The organism is Wohlfahrtiimonas populi (assembly GCF_002006795.1).
GTDB classification, from domain to species: domain Bacteria; phylum Pseudomonadota; class Gammaproteobacteria; order Cardiobacteriales; family Wohlfahrtiimonadaceae; genus Wohlfahrtiimonas; species Wohlfahrtiimonas populi.
In genome coordinates, this window is sequence record NZ_MVDN01000011.1 from 15898 (window position 1) to 40869 (window position 24972).

The 24972-nt window shown below is 37.6% G+C and carries 22 protein-coding genes, 2 tRNA genes and 1 pseudogene; 6 read left to right on the forward strand and 19 right to left on the reverse strand.

Going from position 1 to position 24972, the window contains the following annotated elements:
• Positions 1-17: 17 nt before the first annotated feature.
• From BZK16_RS11145 to BZK16_RS11205, 11 genes are all read right to left on the reverse strand, one after another.
• The gene (locus BZK16_RS11145) at positions 18-908 is read right to left on the reverse strand and encodes a prephenate dehydrogenase (protein WP_077928975.1); all 891 of its coding nucleotides are present in this window, start codon (positions 906-908) and stop codon (positions 18-20) included.
• Between the two features lie 6 nt (positions 909-914).
• Positions 915-2114, reverse strand: coding sequence for an enoyl-ACP reductase FabV (gene fabV, locus BZK16_RS11150; protein WP_077928976.1), 1200 nt, complete (start codon positions 2112-2114; stop codon positions 915-917).
• Positions 2115-2129: 15 nt separating this feature from the next.
• Positions 2130-3218: a transaldolase gene (gene tal / locus BZK16_RS11155; protein ID WP_077928977.1), complete on the reverse strand. Its 1089-nt coding sequence runs from the start codon at positions 3216-3218 to the stop codon at positions 2130-2132.
• 30 nt (positions 3219-3248) lie between these two features.
• Complete coding sequence (locus tag BZK16_RS11160; protein WP_077928978.1) at positions 3249-4382, reverse strand: lytic transglycosylase domain-containing protein; 1134 nt, start codon at positions 4380-4382, stop codon at positions 3249-3251.
• A 28-nt stretch (positions 4383-4410) separates the two neighbouring features.
• Positions 4411-6033, reverse strand: coding sequence for a signal recognition particle-docking protein FtsY (gene ftsY / locus BZK16_RS11165; RefSeq protein ID WP_077928979.1), 1623 nt, complete (start codon positions 6031-6033; stop codon positions 4411-4413).
• A 164-nt stretch (positions 6034-6197) separates the two neighbouring features.
• The gene (locus BZK16_RS11170) at positions 6198-6866 is read right to left on the reverse strand and encodes a DUF805 domain-containing protein (protein WP_077928980.1); all 669 of its coding nucleotides are present in this window, start codon (positions 6864-6866) and stop codon (positions 6198-6200) included.
• Positions 6867-7735: 869 nt separating this feature from the next.
• Positions 7736-7999 (reverse strand): hypothetical protein, encoded by a 264-nt coding sequence (locus BZK16_RS11185; RefSeq protein WP_077928983.1) that lies wholly within the window; start codon positions 7997-7999, stop codon positions 7736-7738.
• A gap of 66 nt (positions 8000-8065) precedes the next feature.
• Positions 8066-10042, reverse strand: a complete 1977-nt coding sequence (locus BZK16_RS11190; RefSeq protein ID WP_143691173.1) for a hypothetical protein — start codon at positions 10040-10042, stop codon at positions 8066-8068.
• Entirely contained in the window at positions 10015-11094 is a 1080-nt protein-coding gene (gene mnmH / locus BZK16_RS11195) for a tRNA 2-selenouridine(34) synthase MnmH (RefSeq protein WP_233145286.1), read from the reverse strand. The genes BZK16_RS11190 and mnmH overlap by 28 nt, the downstream gene beginning before the upstream one ends.
• On the reverse strand, positions 11091-11750 hold the full coding sequence (locus BZK16_RS11200; RefSeq protein WP_077928985.1) for a DUF4377 domain-containing protein: 660 nt from the start codon (positions 11748-11750) through the stop codon (positions 11091-11093). Before BZK16_RS11200 ends, mnmH begins: the two co-directional genes overlap by 4 nt.
• Positions 11751-11809: 59 nt before the next feature.
• Positions 11810-12706 carry an NAD-dependent epimerase/dehydratase family protein gene (locus BZK16_RS11205; RefSeq protein ID WP_077928986.1) on the reverse strand — a complete coding sequence of 299 codons (897 nt, stop codon included), beginning with the start codon at positions 12704-12706 and terminating at the stop codon, positions 11810-11812.
• 202 nt (positions 12707-12908) lie between these two features.
• On the opposite strand from BZK16_RS11205, the gene BZK16_RS11210 reads away from it, so the two are divergent.
• From BZK16_RS11210 to BZK16_RS11220, 4 genes are all read left to right on the forward strand, one after another.
• A tRNA-Asp gene (locus BZK16_RS11210) sits at positions 12909-12985 on the forward strand.
• A 25-nt stretch (positions 12986-13010) separates the two neighbouring features.
• Positions 13011-13087 (forward strand) — tRNA-Asp (locus tag BZK16_RS11215).
• Positions 13088-13196: 109 nt separating this feature from the next.
• A complete protein-coding gene (locus BZK16_RS14305; protein ID WP_158076852.1) occupies positions 13197-13349 on the forward strand; it encodes a hypothetical protein in 153 nt (50 codons plus the stop codon).
• A gap of 82 nt (positions 13350-13431) precedes the next feature.
• A complete protein-coding gene (locus BZK16_RS11220) occupies positions 13432-14193 on the forward strand; it encodes a YaeF family permuted papain-like enzyme (protein ID WP_077928987.1) in 762 nt (253 codons plus the stop codon).
• Positions 14194-14266: 73 nt separating this feature from the next.
• Here the strand turns inward: BZK16_RS11220 and BZK16_RS11225 are convergent, their stop codons facing one another.
• The 4 genes from BZK16_RS11225 to fdrA all read right to left on the reverse strand — a co-directional run bounded on the left by BZK16_RS11225 (position 14267) and on the right by fdrA (position 19234).
• A complete protein-coding gene (locus BZK16_RS11225) occupies positions 14267-15196 on the reverse strand; it encodes an HAD-IIA family hydrolase (RefSeq protein ID WP_077928988.1) in 930 nt (309 codons plus the stop codon).
• 9 nt (positions 15197-15205) lie between these two features.
• On the reverse strand, positions 15206-16141 hold the full coding sequence (gene allS / locus BZK16_RS11230) for an HTH-type transcriptional activator AllS (RefSeq protein WP_077928989.1): 936 nt from the start codon (positions 16139-16141) through the stop codon (positions 15206-15208).
• A 150-nt stretch (positions 16142-16291) separates the two neighbouring features.
• Positions 16292-17557, reverse strand: coding sequence for a YlbE family protein (locus tag BZK16_RS11235; protein ID WP_077928990.1), 1266 nt, complete (start codon positions 17555-17557; stop codon positions 16292-16294).
• Positions 17558-17569: 12 nt separating this feature from the next.
• Positions 17570-19234, reverse strand: coding sequence for an acyl-CoA synthetase FdrA (gene fdrA, locus BZK16_RS11240; RefSeq protein ID WP_077929034.1), 1665 nt, complete (start codon positions 19232-19234; stop codon positions 17570-17572).
• Positions 19235-19575: 341 nt separating this feature from the next.
• On the opposite strand from fdrA, the gene BZK16_RS11245 reads away from it, so the two are divergent.
• Positions 19576-20874: an MFS transporter gene (locus tag BZK16_RS11245; RefSeq protein ID WP_077928991.1), complete on the forward strand. Its 1299-nt coding sequence runs from the start codon at positions 19576-19578 to the stop codon at positions 20872-20874.
• A 57-nt stretch (positions 20875-20931) separates the two neighbouring features.
• On the opposite strand, the gene BZK16_RS11250 is transcribed toward BZK16_RS11245, so the two are convergent.
• From BZK16_RS11250 to BZK16_RS11260, 3 genes are all read right to left on the reverse strand, one after another.
• Positions 20932-21321 carry a hypothetical protein gene (locus BZK16_RS11250; protein WP_077928992.1) on the reverse strand — a complete coding sequence of 130 codons (390 nt, stop codon included), beginning with the start codon at positions 21319-21321 and terminating at the stop codon, positions 20932-20934.
• 14 nt (positions 21322-21335) lie between these two features.
• The gene (locus BZK16_RS11255; RefSeq protein ID WP_077928993.1) at positions 21336-22172 is read right to left on the reverse strand and encodes a hypothetical protein; all 837 of its coding nucleotides are present in this window, start codon (positions 22170-22172) and stop codon (positions 21336-21338) included.
• A gap of 104 nt (positions 22173-22276) precedes the next feature.
• Complete coding sequence (locus BZK16_RS11260; RefSeq protein WP_077928994.1) at positions 22277-22741, reverse strand: YbaK/EbsC family protein; 465 nt, start codon at positions 22739-22741, stop codon at positions 22277-22279.
• A 120-nt stretch (positions 22742-22861) separates the two neighbouring features.
• Here BZK16_RS11260 and BZK16_RS11265 point away from each other — a divergent pair, with 120 nt between their 5' ends.
• Positions 22862-24451, forward strand: coding sequence for a peptide chain release factor 3 (locus BZK16_RS11265; RefSeq protein WP_077928995.1), 1590 nt, complete (start codon positions 22862-22864; stop codon positions 24449-24451).
• A 73-nt stretch (positions 24452-24524) separates the two neighbouring features.
• Here BZK16_RS11265 and BZK16_RS11270 read toward each other — a convergent pair.
• Positions 24525-24894 (reverse strand): annotated as a pseudogene (locus tag BZK16_RS11270) (cupin domain-containing protein).
• Between the last annotated feature and the right edge of the window lie 78 nt (positions 24895-24972).

Below are 24972 nucleotides of genomic sequence, written 5' to 3' on the forward strand. Positions count from 1 at the left end.
CGTTCCTTCTTTATCAGTTAAGGTTCGTGATAAAAGTTATCTCTTGCGTGTTTTGCTCGACTAAAGACTTCTAATATTGTTTCGCGATCTTCTTTATCCAACGCTTCTTCCACCAATGCAATTTTCTTCAAATATGCACGGAGAACTTCAAGCACTGCTTCTCTATTCTCTAAGCAGATATCCGTCCACATTTCAGGATTAGATGTTGAGATTCGCGTAAAATCTCTGAATCCACCTGCTGCAAAACGGAAAATTTCAGCACGATCATCCAAGTTTGCCAATGTATCCACTGTGCTATAAGCCAATAGATGTGGAATGTGCGATGTTGCCGCCAAAACTTGGTCATGATGCACAACGCCCATCTCTTCCACAATTGATCCCACTGCTTCCCACATTTTTGTCAATGTCGTAACGGCTGTGTGATTATTATTAATGTGTGGAATGATCAATGTTCTGCGTTTTTCAAATAGCTCAGCAAAGGAGTTTTCTACACCGTGTTTTTCTGTCCCTGCAATCGGATGCGCTGGCACAAAACGTTTCGGTAAAAAACCCACTGCTTCAGTAATTGTACGAATGACGGAGCCTTTTGTAGAACCCACATCACTCACAATTGCATCTTCTTTCAGAAACGGCATCATCTCTTTCATGAGCTTGCCCATCACAGTGATCGGCGTTGCCATGATGATGATGTCCGAATCCTTCACAGCCGTTTCAAGATCAGTTGTTACAATGTCAGCAACGCCCAAATCTTTAGCTTTTGCCAAAGCATCTTCGTTGCTGTCATACGCGATGATTTGAGACACGGCATTGTTTTTCTTCAATGCACGCGCCAAAGAACCACCGATCAAACCAATCCCGATGATTGTGACTGTATTCACAAAAAACGGCTTACTTAATTCTATTTTCATAGGTGATTACACCATTTCGATCACATCAAACTCAACTTCTGGTGATACATCTGCTTCATAATCCACAGCTGCCAAACCAAAACCAAACAAGCGAGAGAAGTTTTCTTTATAGCCTTTGTAGTCTGTCAAATTGTCAACTGTTTCAGTTGTGACTTCTTTCAAGATTAATTCACAAGCAGTTTGTACTTCTGGCTTCAATTCCCAATCATCTAAACGGAAACGACCTTGTTCATCCACTTCGCCTGTATTGCCATACATGCAAGTTTCAAATAAACGTTGAATTTGTTCGATACAATCTTCGTGTAAGCCAGTTTCTTTCATAACACGGAATGCTGCTGAAATGTATAAAGGCATAACAGGAATCGCTGAAGAAGCTTGCGTTACAACTGATTTCAATACAGCAACAGCAGCTTTACCTTGGTATTTAGCATCTAACATTGCATTGATTTCACGTGAAGCACGCTCAACGTCTTCTTTTGCTTTACCCAAAGTGCCGTGCCAGTACATTGGCCATGTGATTGCTGTACCAATGTATGAATAAGCAACTGTTTGAACATTAGGTGCTAAAACGCCAGCTTCATCCAAAGCTTTCATCCATAATTCCCAATCTTGTCCGCCCATTACAGTGATTGTGTCTGCAATTTCTTGCTCTGTTGCTGGCTCTACTGTTGCTTCAATGATTTCATTTTTGTTGGTATCTAATGAAGGTGCACGATATGTATCACCGATTGTTTTCAACGCAGAACGCACAACTTCACCTGTTGCTGGCAATTTACGAACTGGCGAAGCCAATGAGTAAACTACACAATCTACAGTGCCTAAGTCAGCTTTGATCAACTCAATCACTTTTGCACGTACTTCATCAGAGAAAGCATCGCCATTGATGCTCTTAGAATATAAACCTGCTTCTTTTGCATATTTATCAAAAGCTGCTGAGTTATACCAACCTGCTGTACCTGTTTTCTTTTCTGTCCCTGGTTTCTCAAAAAATACACCGATTGTTGCAGCATCGCTACCGAATGCTGCTTCAATACGAGAAGCCAAACCATAACCTGTGGATGCGCCGATCACCAATACACGTTTTGGGCCATTCTCTAATTTACCCTTTGAACGAATATATTCAATCTGCGCTTTAACGTTTTCATCACAACCTGTCGGGTGTGCCGTTGTACAAATGAATCCACGAATTTTTGGTTGAATAATCATAATGTTCCACGCTTTCTATAAAGTTAATAATTTTTCGTTAATGGTGTTCATCATAGCATTAAACGCTGTTTGGAATTGCTCAATGCCTTCTCTTTCTAATTTTTTAGTCACATCTTCCAATGAAACACCCAATGAATCTAATTGCTCTAAAATTCCATCAACATCCGCTATATTATCCATGATGGTCAACTTAGCGGTACCATGATCACGGAAAGCATCATACGTTGCTGGTGGTACTGTATTCACAGTTTCAGTGCCAATTAATGAATCCATATATAAGACATCAGAATACGCAGGATTTTTTGTGCCTGTTGATGCCCATAATAAACGTTGTGGCTTTGCGCCTTTTGCTTGAAGGTCTTTGAATCTTCTTGCAGCATAATGCTCTAAAAAGTGTTGATACGCTTTCTGTGCATTCGCAATTGCAATTTTACCTTGCAATGCTTTGCCATTTTCAGCGAGTAAAGGATCAATTGCTGCATCAATGCGCGAAATAAAGAAACTCGCCACAGATGCAATATGATCCACAGATTTTCCTGCTGCTGCACGTTTTTCTAAACCTGCAATATAACCTTCAATCACACGCAAATAACGCTTCACAGAAAAGATCAAAGTCACGTTGATATTAATCCCTTCCGAGATCAAATGAGACATTGCTTCAACACCTTCAATCGTTGCAGGTACTTTGATCATCGCATTTTTACGATTGATCTTATTCCACAACAATTTAGCCTCTTGAATCGTGCCCACAACATCATGCGCAAGATCAGGTGAAACTTCTAAACTCACATAACCATCTAAGCCATCAGTTGCTTGATACACTGGCATGAATAAATCACATGCCATTTGAATATCTTTCACTGCTAATTCAAAAAAGATACTATTAGGTGAATTGAAGCTTTTTTGTAGTGCTTTAATATCCGTATCATAAGCTGAAGAACTGCGAATCGCTTTATCATAAATCGCGGGATTTGACGTAACACCACGCAAATCATCTTCTTTGATCAAGCGAATCAATTCACCATTTTCACTCAACATGCCACGTTCAATATTGTCATACCAAACACTTTGACCTAATTTGTTTAATTGTTGCAATGGATTCATACAAACCTCTTTCTTAATTTCTATATTATCCTAACGCTTCTCAATTCTTCTGCCAATATCAGATGGCAACTTTTTAGCACTACCTTTTGGCAACCAAACAGGAATATTTGCAGGGATTGCAACTTTGTTCAAACGCACATTCTGCAACCATGCAGGATTTAGCTCAATCAATGTCATTTCTGATACCATCAATGCATTTGCTAAATCTCTCACTTTGATTGGCTGAACCAATGTTACGCCATCCACTTTTCTGCGTGCTTTATGAACTAAATCAGGAAAGTAGCTACTACCATTTTCTGCAATTTTCTTAGCAGCTAAGAATTCTGCATAGAAGTTACGTGATGCAAAGCCAAATCGTGGACCTTGATATTCCCACACAATGCGACCGATATCAGGGCTGATTTCATTTTTAGCACGAACCATTCCGCCCACGCCATGATTATAGCCAGTCAATGCTAATGGCCATTCTCCAACACGATCATGCGCTTCACGTAAATAAACTGCCGCACCTTGTGCTGCCATGAATGGATCTAAACGACCATCAATCACATTACGCTGCATTGGTAAATAACCACGTGCTGTCGCTGGCATAAATTGCCACATGCCTGATGCGCCCACAGAAGAATAAGCATGGCCTTGGAACGATGATTCCACATGTGGCAAATATGCAATTTCTGTTGGCACATTATTCTTCTTCATGATTTTCTTGAATTCAGGCATGTAATAGCCACTGATCTCTAAACCACGACGAAAATTATTTTTTAGGCCTGTTTGATAACGTAATCTCTCTGGCGCTTCATAGATTGCTTTTTCGCCCCCTGCTTTTTTCAGCATTGCGACCCATTTTTTCTGCTCAGATGTTAGTGCTTTCTTTGTTTGATAACTATCAACCATCGTCGTTAAACGTTCGCGCAATACCGATTCATGGCTATTTAAAACACTTCTGCGATTCGCACTTGGAACATCTTTAATCTCATAAATAACATCTAAATAACGATTATCATGATAAACCGCTTGGTTTTCACTCCATTCGCTATAAACACGTTCCCAGAATGTTACCATCGATTTCATAGCCTTAGGTTCAGGAAACTGCTTGGATTCTGATGCACAACCAGCCAAAACAATGACGCTTAAAATCGTTAAACGTTGGATAATTTTCTTCATGGGGAGTTCTCTACAGTTGAGCTGTCATTTACTTTTGATTACTTGCTTGGTCAACAATTGCGGATACGAAACTTTCAGCTTCAAAAGGGCGTAAATCTTCAATTGCCTCACCAACACCAATAAAGCGTACTGGTACTTTTAATTTGTCAGCAATTGCAAAAATAATCCCACCTTTTGCTGTACCATCTAGCTTTGTAAATGTGATGCCAGATAATGGCACAATTTCATTGAATTGTGTGGCTTGATTTAATGCATTTTGTCCAGTCGATGCATCTACAACTAACATCACTTCATGTGGCGCGGTTTCATCCACACGTTTCATTACACGATGAATCTTAGCTAACTCTTGCATTAAACCTGCTTGAGTATGTAAACGCCCTGCTGTATCTGCAATCAACACATCCACTTTACGTGCTTTTGCTGATTCCATTGCATCAAAAATTACAGAGGCAGGATCGGATCCTTCTTTTTGTGCAACCACAGGCACATTATTGCGCTCTCCCCAAACTTTCAATTGATCTACAGCTGCCGCACGGAATGTATCACCAGCTGCCAACATCACGCTTTTACCTTCCATTTGGAATTTCTTAGCCAGCTTACCAATTGTGGTTGTTTTACCAACACCATTCACACCCACCATTAAGATCACATAAGTTTTATGTTCATCATTATTTGCAACTAATGGTTGTTCAACTGGCTTTAAAATTTCAACCATTTCACGATTCAACAATGCCAACAATTCATCAACATTGGATAGGTTCTTACGTGAAACTTCTTCTGTAATATTTTTGATTAACTTTTGCGTCACTTCAACGCCAACATCTGCCATCAATAAGCGCGTTTCTAATTCTTCTAGGATGTCATCATCAATTTGTTTTTTACCCACAAACAAATCAGCCAAACCTGATGTAATACCATCACGAGTTTTGCCTAAGCGCTCTTTTAATCGTGTAAAAAATCCCGTTTTAGGTTTTTCTTGATGAACTTCTGTAAATGCATGCTCTTCGATAATTGCTTCAATATTTTCTTCAACCGTTTTAACTTCGTCAATGGCTTCTGGTACTGAATCAACAATAGTTTCTTGTTGTTCTACTTTCTCTTCCACGACTGATTCAGCAACTGCTTCTAGAATTTCTTCTTTTTCAATCTCTGCAATTGTTTCTTTATGATCTTCTTGTAATTCAATTACAGGCTCTACAACAGCTTCTTCTAATGCAGCTGGTTGTTCTACGATTTCTTCTTTAAGCTCTACTGCTTTAGTTACTTCTTGTACTTCTTCAACTTCTACAGTTGGCGTTTTAACCAATAATTCTTCAATATCATCTTCAGTTTGCTTAACCTCAGCAATCGCTTCAGGCACAGATTCAACAACAGCTTCATGTTGTTCAACTTTCTCTTCCACAACAGATTCAGCAACTGCTTCTAGAATTTCTTCTTTTTCAATCTCAGCAATTGTTTCTTTATGATGTTCATGTTGCTCAATGACAGGTTTAACTGTCTCAGCCAATGCAGCTGAATCCACAGCAATGTCATCAGCAACCGCAGGCTCTTCAACAACGTTTTCTACAACTTCTTCAACTTTAGGTGTTTCTTCTACTTTTTTATCTGATTTAAAAAGACGAGAAAACCATGAGCCTTTCTTTTCTGACATGCCAATAACCTTCAACCAAAATTAGGGTAAATTAAATGACTGGCATTTTATCAAAAATTTAGTATTGGTGCTCAAGTACGATTTTTTTAAAAAAGCACATTGAATTAGTTTGATTATTTTTTGAAAAACTCTATAAATGGTTAATCTGCTACAAAGCAAGTTCATTACCTATTGTAAACAAGATTTCTAATTGCAACTGTAAGTATTGCAACTATTATATAAAGCACAATTACTATAACCATATTAAGTAATGATGGTTGCTTTGTTTGGGAACCATATCGATTAATCGATTTATCACCATCCGCAAACAATAAATAAAGCATAAAACATATATTTATAAATGGTACAAAAAATAATAATACAAATGAGCCTGGCCGATTCAGATCATGCAATCGTAATATTGCAGCACGCNTTATATAAAGCACAATTACTATAACCATATTAAGTAATGATGGTTGCTTTGTTTGGGAACCATATCGATTAATCGATTTATCACCATCCGCAAACAATAAATAAAGCATAAAACATATATTTATAAATGGTACAAAAAATAATAATACAAATGAGCCTGGCCGATTCAGATCATGCAATCGTAATATTGCAGCACGCAGATTCAAATATATATAAATGATAATTATTAGCGGAAACAACACCTGAAGTAAAACCCACATGTTTGTCATTCCGACAAGAAAAGTCAAAGCCAAGAAAACTAAAAAGGCTAAGATATTTAATAACAAAATAGATCTAAAATAACTTAGTCTTCCAAATCTTCCCTGCAAGCTTAGTCCTACAACTGAAATTGAATTTATAGTATCTTTGATTATATTTTCCATTTATTTTTATATCTTAAATTAGTCAACACTTAGTCTTTAGCAAACTACCCAAAAATCTACATAGAGTCAATATATCTAAATTTATCATGAAGAATTGCATTATCAACATAAGTGCCTATACTATTCACAGTAAAACTCTAATACGAGCATAATAAAGGGAAAAATGGTGATAGCAAAAATAGCAAAGCCTTTACTTATTTAGGTGCTATTTTTGCGAGATAATAAATATAATACATTCCTGTTGCACCTAACATAATGTATACCCATAAAAAAAAGCTACTATATTTTTTTACTATAGATAAATTAATAAGAATTCTAACTACGTTTAAAACTATCACAATCCCGCACCACAAAGCTAAAGAAAGAATATAAAAATCAATAGTAAAAGTTTTTTGTTCGTAATGAGTAATGAATATTCCATGGTCAAAAAAGTTTAAGATAAACCAATAAGACAAAGTAGTGGCTATAGAAGCCAAGAACATTATTATGATGCTAAATATAATCCAATACTGATAGACAGCTTTTCTAGGTATCCTTCTTTTCTTACTCATCATTAGGACTTAGACAAATATATTAAATAAAAGCCTACACTAAAGCAGCCGATAATAAATAACCATCCTAATAATTCACTAAGTTTTTTAAACTTTTCTGAGTTAGGAAGTATTACAGAGATCAAATATATAGAAGTAGCTAATAATGTAAATAAAAAAACATACAAACATATCTTTAAATTTATGAAATTTGTACTATAAAGTTTTATAGATAAACCATGTGCATGAATATTAACTCCTAGCCAAATAAAAGAAATTAAAACCATTGTTTCAATTAAAGAAATAACAAATGTCAATATTACCAAATTAAATAAATTTTTATTTTTCAATCTCTTTGCCCTTAGAAATAAACTGATTAATCGATTCTGTTGTTACATTACCTATTGCGTCGGCTCTTATCATAGCTTTAGCAAGAATTTTAGAATTGCTAAAAGTTGTATAATTGTGGACATAATTATATCCTCCATTACTATATAAATTATTTCGGTAACTCTGAGATAAATTATTCATAACGTATTGATTATTTATAGCTGAATAAGAAATGCCATATCCAAATGTACTAGCTGCCACATTTAATCCCACGGCGTATCCTNCATTGTTTCAATTAAAGAAATAACAAATGTCAATATTACCAAATTAAATAAATTTTTATTTTTCAATCTCTTTGCCCTTAGAAATAAACTGATTAATCGATTCTGTTGTTACATTACCTATTGCGTCGGCTCTTATCATAGCTTTAGCAAGAATTTTAGAATTGCTAAAAGTTGTATAATTGTGGACATAATTATATCCTCCATTACTATATAAATTATTTCGGTAACTCTGAGATAAATTATTCATAACGTATTGATTATTTATAGCTGAATAAGAAATGCCATATCCAAATGTACTAGCTGCCACATTTAATCCCACGGCGTATCCTGTATCAACTAAAGATTTATCATGAGTAATAGCATTATCGACATAGGTGCCTATGCTACTTACACCAATCAATCCCTTATATCCATATGCTGGTAACATAAATCCTGCTGTAGTTGCCACTATGGCAGACGCCATATCAATATCTCCATTGATAGCATATTGAATACCTGCATTAGTCACAAAGCCAACACCTGCACCAACCATATGAACTTTTAACGACACATCAGATACTGTCGCTAATGCTTTAGAATATGCACCTGCGCCCGCAGTCAATGTGAATGCAGCAGCAATACCTCCATTCAAATATTGAGCATTTTTCATCTCACTTTCTGAAATTTCTCCATCAGCGTGACGAACGGCAAGCATATCGTTTTCCTTAAGCGCTCCCCACGTTGCAAAGTTCCAAGCATTATAAAGCGCATTGTTGGCTGCAAGTTTTAATCCTATCCATTCAGCACTTTGCCCTTCTGCAAATTTTTCCTGAACATATTGATCTATTTGCCGCTCAGTTAAACCCAATGCACTGTAATTGCTATTCGCATTATCACCAATTCCAATTCTATTATCTACGGTAGTAAATGAATCATAAATACCATCTTTTGCTTGAACAAATGTATCTCCTATAGATTCCGTTACACTATCCCACACACCAACTTTATAATTATCTGGATTATCATCGAGCTTAATTGCCTTTGGCATATTTTCAGATAAATCATCCAATGTAGTTTGAACTTTCTCATAATCTCTTTCATTCAATACTAAATCAAATTCAGGATGATTATCTAAATAGGCTTGTTGTTCATCAGGCGTACGATCTAATATGTCATAAAGGCTTAATCTTTGTGAAAGTAATGAGTCGGCTCGATCATTATCTGCTTGGATGATCTCTTGAGATTGTTCCCAATAACCTTCCACTTGTCGTACTGTATTAATATCAGATAATTCTTGATTAACCTCATGAATGCGATTGACATAAATCTCTCTGATTTTATCAATCTTCTCTTGGCTGATTTCTAATTTTTCTTGTCGAGTGAGTTCACGATCATCTAAAGCCAATGTTGGATTTAAGTCTTCTTGTCTAGCATCTTGCTGTCTTTCATCAACGATTGGATGTTCTTCTATTGATTTTTCGAGTTGTGGTTCAATCTCCGGTTGTTTTGCAGTGCGTTCTAATTCATGTCCTGCAACCATTGTTGCTGTTTCAAGTTTAACTGTTTCTAGATGTTCTCTACTTTGTTCAACCACTCTGTCCAACTGTTCATTAATCTGCTGAGGATAGCGTTGCATTTCAGGTAACTGATTTTCTAGTAGCTGCTGAAAATGATCAGTTCTAACATCCGCAATCAATAAACTACGGGCTAAATCATCATGAGTTAACGGCTGCTCATACAAAGATGGATAAGGTTCAGGGATTTGCCCTGTAAGCTTATTCCATACACCCATTAAGCCTTGGCTTGCTTGTTCTATTTTAATTTCTCGCATTAGGATATCTCTATCCCTCTGATCAGTGGCAATGCGTACCATATCCTCTAAATGGCCTGTATCTTTCACTAAAACTTCATGTTTTTGTTCAAAATTTTGTAATTCACTCAATTTTTCACGAACTTCTATGGGCTTTTCAAAGCCTTCTTTATCTAACTCTATCTGTAAGGAACGCCCATTACAACGAGCCAAGACTAAATTACGATCAGGGTCATACTCCAACTCTTGAATATTTGCGGGGTTACCTGTTTTGATAANNNNTACTGATACATAGGATCATAATACTCAGTGAGTAAAATTGATAGCCAATCTATATGCAATCCGATTTTGCCTGTTGATAGTTGCATAGCTAATGCATCATCCAAAATTTGCTGTAAAACAGCATATCTACCTAATCCTAATCGTTTACGTAGAGCAAACAAGCCTTGTTTTAAATAATCACAATATTTTTTCCAACCCAACTCTTCGCCATAAGCATTACGATATTTTTCCACCATTTCTGCAAAATAGAGTTGAGAAATGCGCTGTAAGCGATTATCTAAAGGTTCTTCCACCACCACAACTGGCGCTAAAGCCATTGCAGCATGCAAAGTTTCAGGCACATGCACTTTGCCAATGTTACGACTTTCATCTTCCAACAGCCAAACAGGTAGATGTTTTTTTTGCACACAATTCACTGCCAAAGCATTTTCAAACGTTGCTTGAGCAGGCTGTGCTGTAATATTTTTTCCAAAAGCAGAGCCATGATGATTCGCTAAACCTTCCAAATCAATCATTGCATCAAAGTTTTGAAGAAGTTCTGTTTTGCCTGTGCCAGTATCACCACTCACAATTAACATGGGATGACTCCCAACACTTTCCAAAACAGACAATAAATAGTTTCTTAACCCTTTGTAACCCAAATGCACACGCGGTAATTCTATGCCAATTTCTTTGAGCCAACTTTGCGATAACTTTGAACGCATGCCGCCACGCGCACAATAAATCACAGCATCTGGATGATCCACATAAAACTGTTGCCATGCAGCAATCTTATGATCACGATTATCACCAGAAACTAATTGATAGCCCAATTCAATAGCTTTGTCACGACCTTTTTGTTTATAGCATGTTCCAACAGCAACTCGCTCTTCATCGGATAATATGGGGAAATTTTGAGATGTGGGCAAATGCCCAGTTGAAAACTCAATGGGCGCTCTAACATCTATTAGAGGCGCACCATTGAGTATGAGAGAATGATAATCCTCTAAGTCTTGTTTGGACGTTGTCATCATTGAACGATTTCTTGTTCCACTGCCATGTCATAAACCCAACGCTGATTTTCAGCACCTTTATTGTACTCTTTCAAGCGTAAGCGATATGCAATGCCATCTTCTGGTGAAAATCCTTCAATAGAACCTTCAAATGGTTGCCAAGCCTCGTTTTTGTCTGCGCGAATCTGCAAGCATTTAGCTTCAGGATTTGATGGGCAAGGTACTTTTTCATTGGATACATAAATGAAAATACGCTCATAAACTTCTGCTTTCACATCTTTATATTGACCTTGATCTAATACTACAGGCATATAAACACTTGCAGCTTCTTCGGCAATTGTACCTACTAAATATAAAGCATTGTCTTGACGAACCATTTTTGGTTGGCTCTCTAAAAATCCATTAATGCGAGCACTCATTTTCTCTAGTGGTTCGCTACATGCCATCAATGTACTTGCTAAATTACGAGAAGCCATAAACTCATCAAATTGATCAATTTCAAAGCCACCCATGATCGTATTACATCCACCTGTTACAGCAAAACGTTTCTCATCCATATTCAACGTTAATGACACTGAATTATCTTCAGCAATATTAGCGATGTTCAACTCTGCATATGTCGTAGTCATAGATGATGCAATCAACATTGTGCCAACCGCAAGAGATCTAATTTTCATGATGACTTCCTCTAGTTTTTCTTATCAATCGTGATTGCAGATTTTATCAGAAAACAAAGCTACTTTGACAAATTTACAACATAACTATCCGAAGGCTGCCATTTCAATAGTTTTTGAGCATATTGAGAAGAGACTTGATAATCGCCCCAGAAAGTATCAAAGAAAGCAGTTTTCCCTGTAAATTTCATCGCAGTTTTAGCCAATAACTTTGGCGCATAAAACAATTTAATAGGTACGACAGCCGCTACAGCAATCCCTTTCATCATTTCTGTAGTGGATAAACTGATATTATCAGAAATGATCATGGTTTCATTTCTAATCTCTGGCTGATGCAAAACCGCATTCAATGCTGATTCAAAATTACACAACGCCAATAGTGTGCGTTGATTATTGATTCGATCCAATGGCAATGGTCGATTCTCCTTCACCATTTGAACATATTGCCCAAATTCATTGACTGCATCAATATGATAAATCAAAGGCAAACGTAGAATAATTAAATTCATCTCACTATCTTTGCACAGTATTCTCAAAGCTTCTTCTGCTGCCAGCTTCGATTGAGCATAAGCACCTTTAGGCTTCAGTGGGCTTGCTTCAGTTAAAGGCAATTGGCTTTCTGTACCATGTACATCAGTTGTACTGATAAAAATGAAACGCTTCACATTTGATTCAATGGCAGCTTTAGCAACATTGATGGTATTCATTACATTAGCTTCATGAAATTCATCCTCACTACCCTTTTTATGCGAAGCCAATCCTGCGAAGTGAATCACAGTATCAACATTCGCAGTTAATTCTGCTGTTGCTTCTGATAAATCACGCACTAAATGATTAGGAAAGCTCTCTTGCTGACGACTTGTGGTCAATAAATAAGCATCGCTCGTTCTTTGCAAGAAACGCACAATGCGTTTACCTAAAAAACCTGATGCACCTGTGATTAAAATCGTTTCTGTCATGCCACAATGCCCAAAATACAAAAATAGTTAAATAAATAAAACAGTTAGAAAGATATTACCATGCTAAAATGGTCGGTTCAATGATAAACGCATAATGAATGAAACATATTTTTTGTACGATTATTGATCTATTGATAAAAAAGATGTGACAAGCAAATTTTATTATGTATAATGCAAATCCTTCTGAAGTTGAAGACACAACGGAGCGGTAGTTCAGCTGGTTAGAATACCTGCCTGTCACGCAGGGGGTCGCGGGTTCGAGTCCCGTCCGCTCCGCCACTTCTTCAATACTTCAAGATCTCTTGGAGCGGTAGTTCAGCTGGTTAGAATACCTGCCTGTCACGCAGGGGGTCGCGGGTTCGAGTCCCGTCCGCTCCGCCAGTTAATAAAAAAGCTTGTTATTGCAAAATAACAAGCTTTTTTATTGCCTAGAATATATCATCCAATCCTATATAATTAATTCTTTCGATGACCGAAATAGGATATTTACATGAATATTAAATTCCCCATTTTATTTTTAGCAATCATGACTCTATCTGCCTGCGCATCTGATATCCATGAAGCCAAGCGCTTAAAAACATGCATCATTGATGGCAATATTAACAATAACTGTGAACTCAAAACGTTAGAAAATGGTCAATAAACTCGCTGCACCAATAGAAAGCTAATCATTAAACTTAGCTTTCACCTATGATAAAAATAATAATTCAAGGCTAAATATAAAAATGAAGCTGCACTACTTGATCACTGTTTGTTTGAGCCTAATGCTCTTAATTGGCTGTTCGACACAGCTCAAAACCAATGAAGATACACAAAACTTAGAATTCACTGTGCAGAAATCTAGCACTGCCCCTATGAATCAATCATCTAAAGTCATCACCATTTCTGATCTTCTACCAGGGGATATTATTCTATCTTCCACAACAGGCATAACATCATGGAGCATTCGATTGGCAAGTTTAAGCAATGTCAGTCATGTTTCCATCTATTTAGGCGATAAAGAAGTCGCTGAATCCATAGGCAGTGGCACAAGAATCATTCCTATACAACAAGCCATTGATGAATCAAATAATATGGTTGTGTTGAGATTATTTGGATTAAATTCTGATCACGCAAAAAAACTACGTGAATTCTCTGAGCGCAATAACAATAGTGACTATAACTACAAAGGCATCATCATGCTCACGCCATGGATGGTCACTAAACGCATTTGTGAAATCCCTTTAGCACCTGAAACCATTCGCAACACTTGCTTAAAAACATTAGCCAAAGTGCAATTGGGCAAAAGTCAAACCAATGGCTTTTTCTGTTCGCAATTTGTTTTAGATGCATACAATTATGCTGGCATTCCATTATTTGATGGTGACTCATCTTGGATAACACCTGCTGATATTCTTCATATGCGCACCAATGATGTACCAACTTTTAAGGCAACACAGAGATTAAAATACATCGGGTACTTGAAGTTCTGGCGCCCTGCCAATTAAACATAATGCTTATAAATACAAAAAAGCTCATCCTAAACATAGGATGAGCTTTTTATTTCAATCTATATACATTTTAAAATGTACGATGACTCACAACAAAATCAGGTGCAATGCCAGATTCTTCAATGAACTCATAAGGATTGCGACCACGCAGGAAGCCATAATCAGCCATCAACGCTGTTTTCATACCAAAAGTATTGCCACCCAAAATATCTGTGTGCAATGTATCTCCCACCATCAATACGCGATCTGGCGTGATATTGCCCACAACTTCTAAAATCTTATTAAAACTCAATGCGTAGCACAATTGAAATGGCTTACCAAAGAAATGCACATCCACACCATCAATGGCTTTAATATCTAAAACATACGTGCCAGGCTCCACAGTAAATGCACTCATCAAGGGCGCACATACATCAGGGTTACCAATCAATACTGGACGCGGTCTTTTAGATAATGATTCTAATAACCAAGCCTGCTTTTCACTTGTCCATTCCATTGTGCCCAAGAAAATAATGCCATCGACAACATCTACATTTTCTTCTGTTAAGTGAATAGATTTCACTTTAAGTGTTGAAGCATCATAATCAGGTGATCCAATCACGCCCCAAGTTTTACCACGAGTACTTAAAGGATGAGATGGCACCGCATGCTCAACAGCACTGCGTGAAGAGATTACATTATCAGGTGAAATGCTGTAGCCCCATTTAGGATAACGCGCAGCATTCTTTGCCACAGGAAAAGTTGCACCATTCGTTAACACAAATGCTGATTTACCCTGCTCAACCAAACCATTAATAATTTCTGGCATGCCTTCAATAGTTTCAGCACCCACATTCAATACACCAAAACCATCCAATAACAACACATCAAATTCATCTGCAATATCTAATAATGATGAGACAAGTTGACTCGCTTTTTGAGGTTGCTTAACTTCTGGAAACAGAACATCGGGACGATAATGATTCAAATAAATATCCCAATTACGTTCAAAATCTGACATTACTTTTCCTTAATTTGTATGTCCAGCTGGCAAATCAATATTCTTCAATAAACCTTGTGCGATTGGGTGATTTTGCTCGAATAAATCAATCACTGCTTGCACTGTTTTACCACTGATCTCTGTATTCCAAGCCAACATCATTTTAGAAGGTACACGATGTGTTGCAATTTGCAGCTCAACCAAATCGCCTTTCTCAAGGTATGGCAAACAAATTGTACGTGGCAAAAAGCCAATACCCAAACCATTTAAATGGCACTTCAACTTTGTGGACATATTAGGCACTTTGATTTCTTTCTGCCCTTTCAATAACCACGCTGTACGTTTTTGTAAGTTACGCGCGGTATCTTCCACATTGATCGCTGGATATTTACGTAACATTGCATCCGTAATTGGGCCTTTATGTTGAGCCAACGGATGATTTTTAGAAACAATGAACGCCCAAGAAATAGAACCTAAATCTTTAGACTCAATGATATTTGTTAATGACTCAGATCCCGGCGCACCAATCGCAAGATGGTGATTGTCATACATTAAGCGATCCCAAACACCCATAAAAATTTGGCGTGAAATCGTAATTTGCGTTTGTGGGAACAGCCCATTTAAATAAACCAAAAGCTCAGTCACAGCATCCACATCATACAATAGGTTATTGATCGTAATATTCACGCTTGGCTCAATACCATCATTGATCTGCTGGAGCTCTTTTGGCATGTTTTCAAGCCACATAATCCACTCACGACACTGCTCTAACAAATGCTCGCCCGCAGCCGTTAATTCAACCGTACGTGTTGTTCGATTAAATAACTGCGCACCAACACTTTCCTCTAGCATTTTAATTCTGTAGCTAATAGTCGCAGAAGTTTTGTGCAAGTTGCTAGCAGCTTTGGAGAAACTCTTCATCTCCGCCACTTGAATGAATGAACGCATCATTTCTAAATCAAGCATGGATCTTCCTTCATAATTCATCAGTAATAACTAGCTAAAATACAATCTGCTACGTTTGTATGCAAGCCTCTCCATCAAACTTCATGTAAATAAAATTAAAAAAGCCAACTAGAATCACTAGCTGGCTCTTAAATGACCATTCAAAATCAGTTATTGGATACCATCTTTCTCGCCAAATGCTACCAATGCTTTTTCAAAGCAAGCCAATGGTGCACGAACTGTACCAGCACCCACTTGACCAACACCAGGATCTTTATGCGCGATACCTGTGTTGATTAGCGGTGTAATACCAGTTTCAACCACTAAGCGAAGATCCAAACCAACCAATGCACCTTGGAAATCCCATGTTGGAATTTGCAATGCCATATTGTGATCCACGTAGATTTCACTCATTTCTTCAGATGTTTCAACTGCTGAATCAAAGCCACCTGCACCAACAAAGCGAGTTACACCAGGCGCTGCAATCATTGCACAACCACCAACACCATAAGTTTCAGTAATTGCACTGTCACCGATATCTGGGTTTGCATCATCTTGCGTATAGCCTGTGAAGAATAGACCTTGCGGTGTATTTACTGGCGCTTCAAACCACTGATCACCTAAACCACTCACTTTGATACCAAAGTTACGACCATTACGGCTCATTACAGTAACAATAGTACCTGCTTTGATTTGTGCACCAGCATCCATTGCTGCTTTACAGTAAGCCATTGCTACGTTCAAGAAGAACTGATCTGTAATACTCATGAAGTTAATCACTTCAGTGATTTGTTCTTTTGGATAATCCAACGTAGAAATGATTGGTGATAATGTACGTGCTAATAATGCTGATGTTGCAATGTTACGTTGATGGAATTCATCACCCATTGTCACACCTTGTGCCATATGAGCTGTGATATCTAAACCATCTTCCATTTTTGCCAATGCATCACGTAAGATTGGGCGCAAAGTATCACGCATCCAACGATGACGAGCTTGAACTTCTTCACCAAATGCACCAAAGCGCATAACTTTACCGATGCCTTCGTTGATATTACAGTAAGCATAGTTATCATGTACTGCGTTATAAACAACGATCATTGGCATGTTTGCTGATGTAATACCGCCCATTGGACCAACTGCATTCACTGAATGACATGGAATGAATTCTACTTCGCCTGCATCCAATAATTTGCGTGCACTTGCTTCATCTGTAGCCCAACCTTCAAAGATTGCAGCACCAACGCAAGCACCTTGTGCAGGACCTGTCATTTCTTCCCATTTAATAGGAGGACCTGCGTGCAATAACTTCTTGCCTTCTGCCAATGTTGGTACAGCTTCCTGAGCCGGAATAACACTTACCCAACGTGGACGCGCCTCTTTGATGCGCTCAACGACTGCTTGGTTCGCTTCATCAATTGTTGCAAAAGTTGTCATAATTAGGTCCTCTTATTTCAAATGTTTAAGAATATTTGCTAATTTCTTATTACCGCCCGCAACAGGCGCCCATTGATACTGTACAACTGCTGTTTTTGCTGCTTGAAGATCTTCAGCAAAACCACGTAAACCTGCGTTGATTACTTTAACGCCATCTAATAATGGATAAGGTTTCAACTCACCCGTTTCTGCTCTTGGTGTAATCAATGCAAATGCCAACATTGCAGCTTCTGGTAAATTGTTCACAACTGTAATGCCTGCTTCTTTCAAAATCGCAATTTCGTTATCACGACCTTGTGGATCTTGATTTGTACCTGTCACTGTTGCAATGAAGTTAATTGGCTCTTGGCGTTTTTCCTTCAATTTTGTTACTGCTGTTGCTACGGATTCTGCTGGATTCTTCATAGAACCATAACCCAATACAACATCCAATAACACAACACCAATTTCAGGGCGCTTCGCAAGCTTCATGATCTCTTCTTGGCGAGATGATGGATCAATCATTGGATGAGGGCGACCAACTGTATAGAAGTCATCACCTAAATCCACAACCTTATGACCATCTACATCAAGCATCGTGCCTTTTTCATGCTTAGCATCAATCTCTGCATTCATGCCTTCAGCCAAGATCAATGCTGTTTCAGCTGCCAATGTACCACCTGTGTATAAACCTAAAATTTTGCTATTAGGCACAGGATTCATTGTTTCATAATCTTTTTCAACTTCTGATAATTCAGCTGCCAAACGCGCTGCTTTATCAATTGTATTGATCAAATAAACATTACCATCTTTTGGCTGATCAATTTTGCTGCCTAAGAACAATGCCACAACTGGCTTGTTAATAGATTTCATACGCTGAATAATTTTCTGGCGAACTTCTTCAGCAGGTGGCTTAGAAACAAATGCAATCACTTTAGTATTTGCATCATTGGCTAGCATATCCAATGCTGTCATTGCACTGATACCACCAACATCAACAGATAGATCACGACCGCCTAAACCAATTGCATGTGTAATGCCTTGACCTTCTAGTGCGATTTGTGAGCATAACTCTTGAATACCTGTACCTGATGCACCAACAACGCCGATATTGCCTTCAGGAATGATGTTAGCAAAAGCCAATGGTGAGCCTGCGATCATGGTTGTACCGCAATCTGGACCCATAACAATTAAGCCTTTATCTGCTGCTTTTTGCTTTAAACGAATCTCATCTTCTAATGTTACGTTGTCAGAGAAGATCATCACGTTCAAATCACGATCCAATGCTGAATCTGTTAAGTCTGCTGCATATTCACCTGCAATTGAGATTAACACTGTATTGGCATCTGGCATTCTCTGTACTGCTGAAGCTAAACGTCTTGCCTTTGGAATTCGCTTACCGCTACCGCCTTGGTTCTTAGCTAAATTCGCTAACTCTTCTTCCAATGCTGCAACAATCACATCCACAATGCTTGAATCTACTGTTTCTGCTTTAATTGCTATACAAATGTCATTTGGGGTTGCTTCATCAAAATCTGGGCTCCAAAAACCTGTTGCTTGTAACAAGTCTTTATTCGCGGGCGTTCCCATCATGACGGAAATTTCTTCGACATCAGGATGTTCACTTAGCTTACGTGAAATCAACATCAAGCTAACTGAGTCCTGAAAACTGCCTTTCTTCACAAAAGAATGGATCATAGTTTGAGTACCTCGTTTAAATGTACCTAAATTTAAGTGTGCCATATCACAATTAGGATGTGGCATTGCACAATCAAAAAGTAACATGCTTCTCGAATATAATAGTGATAAATGTCATGAAATTCAGGCTGTTTTAAAATTTCTGTCAATGCCAAAAGATTGGTTTAATTTTTTTGATGAGAATCGTTGGGAAGATAGATTTATTCTATCAATTGAGGGATATTAGCAACATTTTTAGTGCAATCCAAAAAAGGCAACATATGTCAAGATTTCTGATGCTATTTGCACTAAATTAGAGGGCAGTTATTCCACTTATAACTTTCTTCTAAGGAGAGCTTTCTATGAGTTCAACAACACAATCCCCAAACGTCAATAGTAAATACTGGATGGTGGCTGTCGCCGTCTTCTTCCTCGGCTGGGTCTTCATCTATGCAGGCCGTTCTCTACTCAGCCCAGTTATGGCTGAAATTGGTGCAACCTATGGCATTACTTTAGCTTCAGTCGGTGGTGTCGTCAGCCTATTCTTCCTTGCTTATACTGGTTTACAAGTTCCATCTGGCATTATCGGAGATAAAATTGGTCGTAAACGTGTATTAGTTATCGGCTTCATGATTTATGCACTCTTTGTTGGTTTAGTTTACTTTGCTAATACTTATGCGTTATTCGTCATCATTTGGATGATCGCAGGTGCTGCACAAGGTAGCTATTACGGTCCACAATATGCGTTGTCATCTGAAGCGATTCCGCCTAAACATTTGGCTGTGGGTAGTGCGATCATTGGTGCTGGTATGTCTTTTGGTATTGCATTAGGTTATGAAGTATCTAGTAGCTCTTTCAAAGCTGGTAATGATTGGCGTATGGCATTCGTTTATATGGCGATTCCTATTTTCATTACAGCATTATTGATTTTATTCTTCATTAAAGAAAAAGTGAATAATGGTAATGCAGTACAAGCAACAACTGAGCCAAAGAAAAGCGTCACAATGGCAGATTTCTTATCTCTCTTCAAACGTCGCAACCTTTTAATGGCTTATATCGCAATCTTCTGTTCAATTTATGGCTTCTTCGTAATCATCACATGGTTACCAACTTATCTTGAAACAGAGCGCGGTATGGATAAAGCAGTTGCAAGCCGTGTAGCTTCTATCGTTCCTTGGTTATCCATCATTGGTACAATCTTCTTTAGCTGGGTTTCTGACCGCTTAGGCAAGCGTAAAGCAGTTGCATTGTTCATGTTACCTTTATCTTTATTATCAATTTTCGGTATCGTTTACTCTGGTAACTTGGATAACAGCACAACTACATCAACAATCTTAGGCTTAGCAACTAACCCACAAAATATCTTATTGTTATGTGTATTAGTGCTTTATGGCTTCATTGGTAAAATCAGCTTGAACCCAGTTTTATTGGCATTAACAGCAGAAAATGTTCCTAAGTCATTGTTAAGTACAGCTTTCGGTTTATATAACTTCTTAGGTATGTGTGGTTCAATCTTAGCGCCCTGGATGACTGGCTTCATTGCAACTAAAACAGGCAACTTAAACGCGAGTTTCTATGTTGCAGCAGCAGTTACAGTGATTGGTATCATCGCTCTACTTTTTGTAGATGAATCTAAAAACTTAAATAAACGCGAAGCATAATTCAATAGTTAATTAGCTTAGCAAAAAAGCCATTTTGAATTTCAAAATGGCTTTTGTTTATTTGTTTTCCGAATATTTAGCCCTACAGTGTGACAAGATAAGCACAAGTAATTCGACAGAATTGCGATTTTCTTCATTCACATCTAATCCAAAAGATTCAATTGAATTAATTAGCAATTGTTTCAGCGCATCCAGATTTTGATGTTTATTTTTATATTCTTCAAGATGAACGGGCGCACTACTCACGCCAGATATTCCAAACAAACCTTTAGATACAATCTTAGATATATCTACCGTTGTTAAACAATATAAGTAGCCTTCCATATCATAAATAACATCATAGTCGCCATTAGCGACATCAATTACCTCTGCATATTGCTCTAGCTCTTCTTGTGAAGAATAAACTTGTGCGTAGCCATTGTCGTCTAATATTAATGGTAATTTCATAATCTCTTAAAAATCTATGATTGCTGTGCAATATAGTGATCAATCCTAGAACGAAATTCTTTACGATCTTTCTTATTCATCACAAAGCGATTTAAAGCATGATCCACAATTGTAAAATATCCAGTATTCAGATCTTTCACAACTAATACATAATCATCATCTGATGTTGTAATAAACAATGGTAAAACAGCTTCTTTCTTCTTCACGATTGCATACTTCAGCTCTTCTTTTTTACCATCAATATCCAATTGATAACGAATACACTTTTTCTTTTCCCATTCAGCTGCATCATATCGATATAAAGCCAACTGCATGCCACCATTATTATTTAATGCATTAATCACTTTGTTCATTCTTGGTGAATTTCTAAATAAAGCAACACATCCCAACCAGATCAATCCTATGCCTAATACAACAAAAATAGATGCAACAAAAATTCTTGAAGGAATCTTCTCAATCGCTAAATCAAGTGTAATTTTTGATAGATTTAAACGGCTTTGCAATGCAATAACCTCATAGTCTTTCGTGCCGAGATCTATAAAGCCAAATTGTTTCTCATATTTTTGCCCACCATAGCTAATCTTCACTTTGCAATCTGTGAAAATCACCACTTTAGATTTACATGTACCATCAATATTGGCATTAATTTCTGCGTAACTTCCCTTCCATTTGTAGTCATCATAAATGCTTTGCCCAACAAAATAGCTGAACACAAGAAATCCGAATGCTAGTAAGATTACACCAATCCCTGCCCAAGCACTTGAGCCATCGCTCAGCACTTTTTTAACTTTTAGTGAATCTGAGGGTAAAACTGTATTTAATAATGGATCTTGAATCGTTTGGCTGCTCATATTTTGCCTTGTTTGTGTTTAATAATATTTATTATTTTATGTATATGAAGCTAGATATTCTATAGAAAAATATAAATACTTCACAGTGGCATAATCAACTTAAATCAACAAACATCCACCCAAGTCAAAGCATTAGAATATTTTTCTAATTCATCCAAAGATAATTCAATGGCACTATTCGCACTGCCACAAGCAGGAAATACAGTTTCAAAAGCTTTCAAACTTATATCTAAATAAATCTCTACATCAGAATTCACAGCAAATGGACAAACACCGCCCGCAGCATGCCCAATAATTACTTCAACTTGATCAAATGCGATCATCTTGGCACGATCATCAAAATGCGCTTTAAACTTTTTATTATCCACTCGTGCATTGCCTGATGCCACAATGATGATATTTTTATCCTGCTTTTTCAGTGTAAATGATAACGATTTTGCGATTCTATTTGGCTCACAATTCAAAGCTTGCGCTGCTAATTCAACCGTTGCACTCGAAACTTCAAATTCCTGAATACGATTATCTATACCCTCTTTTGCAAAAAATGCTTTAACTTCTGCAATCCCCATAAAACTCACTCCTAATTTAAATATCTCACCACAAATTTTTATTTATTAATTTGTAACACTAAATCATGTAAAATGGTTGGTTTATCGAATTTTTATTTATATAAGTAGGCAACATATTTTATGGCAGGAATGATTCAAGAGATGGAACGCAGACGCACGTTTGCGATTATCGCTCACCCTGATGCTGGTAAAACCACAATGACCGAAAAGCTTTTGCTATTCGGAGGTGCGATCAGCTTAGCAGGCACAGTTAAAGGTCGTAAGGCAGCACGTCACGCAACATCTGACTGGATGGAAATGGAAAAACAACGTGGTATTTCTATCACATCTTCTGTCATGCAGTTCCCTTACAAAGAGAAAATGATCAATCTCTTAGATACACCAGGCCATGAAGACTTCTCGGAAGATACTTATCGTACATTAACAGCTGTTGACTCAGCTTTGATGCTGATTGACTGCGCGAAAGGTGTTGAAGAACGAACCATTAAATTGATGGAAGTTTGTCGCTTACGTGATACACCGATTATGACGTTCATCAACAAGTTAGATCGTGAAGGTAAAGACCCAATTGATCTACTCGATGAAGTTGAAGATGTATTGAAAATCCAATGTGCGCCTGTTACTTGGCCGATCGGCATGGGTAAAGAGCTTAAAGGTGTTTACCATTTGATCGATGATTATGTTGCCTTATATGAAGTACATAAAGATGGCAAAAAGCATGACAGCAAAATCATTCAAGGTTTAGATAACCCTGAATTGGATGAAATATTAGGTGCAAAAGCAGCTGAATTCCGCGAAGAATTAGAATTGGTTCGTGGGGCAAGTAATGAATTCAACTTAGAAGATTACTTAGCAGGCAAATTAACGCCTGTTTACTTTGGTTCTGCTGTTACAAACTTTGGTGTGCAAGAAATGTTGGATGGCTTTGTGAAAATTGCCCCACCACCCAAAGGTCACGCAACAACAACCCGTGAAGTTTCAGCAACTGAAGATAAATTCACAGGCTTTGTATTTAAAATCCAAGCTAACATGGATCCAAAGCACCGTGACAGAATCGCATTTATGCGTGTTTGTTCTGGTAAATATTCTCCTGGTATGTCTGCGCGTCATGTTCGCATCAATAAGAACATCAAAATTCCTGATGCATTGACATTCATGGCATCTGAACGTGAACACTTAACGGAGGCTTATGCTGGCGATATCATTGGTATTCATAACCACGGCACAATCCGCATTGGTGATACTTTCTCAGAAGGTGAAAATTTAGTATTCACAGGGATTCCTGACTTCGCACCTGAATTATTCCGCCGTGCACGTTTGCGTGATCCATTGAAAATGAAGCAATTGCAAAAAGGTTTAGAAGAATTGTGTGAAGAAGGCGCAACACAGCTGTTCAAACCATTAAACAGTAATGATTTAATCATTGGTGCAATTGGTATCCTTCAATTTGACGTTGTTCTCAATCGATTACAAACTGACTATAACGTTGATTGTATTTTTGAAGCTGTGAATGTAACAACGGCGCGTTGGGTTTCTTGCTCTGACTCTAAGAAATTCGAAACATTCATCAACAAATGTTACGACAATATGGCAATGGATCACTCAGGTGAATATGTTTATATCGCACCAACTCGCGTGAACTTAACATTGGCACAAGAGCGTTATCCTGAAGTGAAATTCACAGCAACTCGTGAACATGGCGTTGGCTAATTAGCACAATTACATAAATCAAAAAAGCGCTTCAGTCGGTTAGATTGAAGCGTTTTTTTAATGTGTGAAATATTTATTGCTCTGCAATGATATCCAAGAATATTAAAGGTTCTGTGCCTGTATTTTTCAAAGCATGTGAATCACCTTTTCTAGCAATTGTAATATCGCCAGCTTTTACAGCTTTTTCTTTCCCATCACTATCTGTAAATATACCCTCACCAGAAACAATAATATATGTATCCTCATTGGTAATATGTTGATGATAACCAATTGAATCACCTGGCTGCAATGTCATCCAACCTAATTTCTTTAATTGCATGATCTTTCGGCGCTTGATCTCGAGTAAATGCGAATTGACCATACAATGTTCCCTCACCACCTGCTGGTTTAACTTTATCTAGTGAGATTAACTCTTCCTTCGTATATACGTCTGCAATTGCCATACATATTAGATACAACAATAGAAATCACCATAATAGTGCTTGTAATTATTTTTCTCATCGCTAACATAAATCCTCCAT

Coding starts and splice junctions, on each gene's coding strand:
- BZK16_RS11260 (WP_077928994.1), bottom strand. CDS start 22,741: ATGGGGATTGCAGAAGTTAAAGCATTTTTTGCAAAAGAGGGTATAGAT.
- BZK16_RS11200 (WP_077928985.1), bottom strand. CDS start 11,750: ATGAAAATTAGATCTCTTGCGGTTGGCACAATGTTGATTGCATCATCT.
- fabV (WP_077928976.1), bottom strand. CDS start 2,114: ATGATTATTCAACCAAAAATTCGTGGATTCATTTGTACAACGGCACAC.
- BZK16_RS14305 (WP_158076852.1), top strand. CDS start 13,197: ATGAATATTAAATTCCCCATTTTATTTTTAGCAATCATGACTCTATCT.
- ftsY (WP_077928979.1), bottom strand. CDS start 6,033: ATGTCAGAAAAGAAAGGCTCATGGTTTTCTCGTCTTTTTAAATCAGAT.
- tal (WP_077928977.1), bottom strand. CDS start 3,218: ATGAATCCATTGCAACAATTAAACAAATTAGGTCAAAGTGTTTGGTAT.
- BZK16_RS11205 (WP_077928986.1), bottom strand. CDS start 12,706: ATGACAGAAACGATTTTAATCACAGGTGCATCAGGTTTTTTAGGTAAA.
- BZK16_RS11235 (WP_077928990.1), bottom strand. CDS start 17,557: ATGACAACTTTTGCAACAATTGATGAAGCGAACCAAGCAGTCGTTGAG.
- BZK16_RS11245 (WP_077928991.1), top strand. CDS start 19,576: ATGAGTTCAACAACACAATCCCCAAACGTCAATAGTAAATACTGGATG.
- BZK16_RS11220 (WP_077928987.1), top strand. CDS start 13,432: ATGAAGCTGCACTACTTGATCACTGTTTGTTTGAGCCTAATGCTCTTA.
- BZK16_RS11225 (WP_077928988.1), bottom strand. CDS start 15,196: ATGTCAGATTTTGAACGTAATTGGGATATTTATTTGAATCATTATCGT.
- fdrA (WP_077929034.1), bottom strand. CDS start 19,234: ATGATCCATTCTTTTGTGAAGAAAGGCAGTTTTCAGGACTCAGTTAGC.
- BZK16_RS11250 (WP_077928992.1), bottom strand. CDS start 21,321: ATGAAATTACCATTAATATTAGACGACAATGGCTACGCACAAGTTTAT.
- BZK16_RS11145 (WP_077928975.1), bottom strand. CDS start 908: ATGAAAATAGAATTAAGTAAGCCGTTTTTTGTGAATACAGTCACAATC.
- BZK16_RS11255 (WP_077928993.1), bottom strand. CDS start 22,172: ATGAGCAGCCAAACGATTCAAGATCCATTATTAAATACAGTTTTACCC.
- allS (WP_077928989.1), bottom strand. CDS start 16,141: ATGCTTGATTTAGAAATGATGCGTTCATTCATTCAAGTGGCGGAGATG.
- BZK16_RS11265 (WP_077928995.1), top strand. CDS start 22,862: ATGGCAGGAATGATTCAAGAGATGGAACGCAGACGCACGTTTGCGATT.
- BZK16_RS11160 (WP_077928978.1), bottom strand. CDS start 4,382: ATGAAGAAAATTATCCAACGTTTAACGATTTTAAGCGTCATTGTTTTG.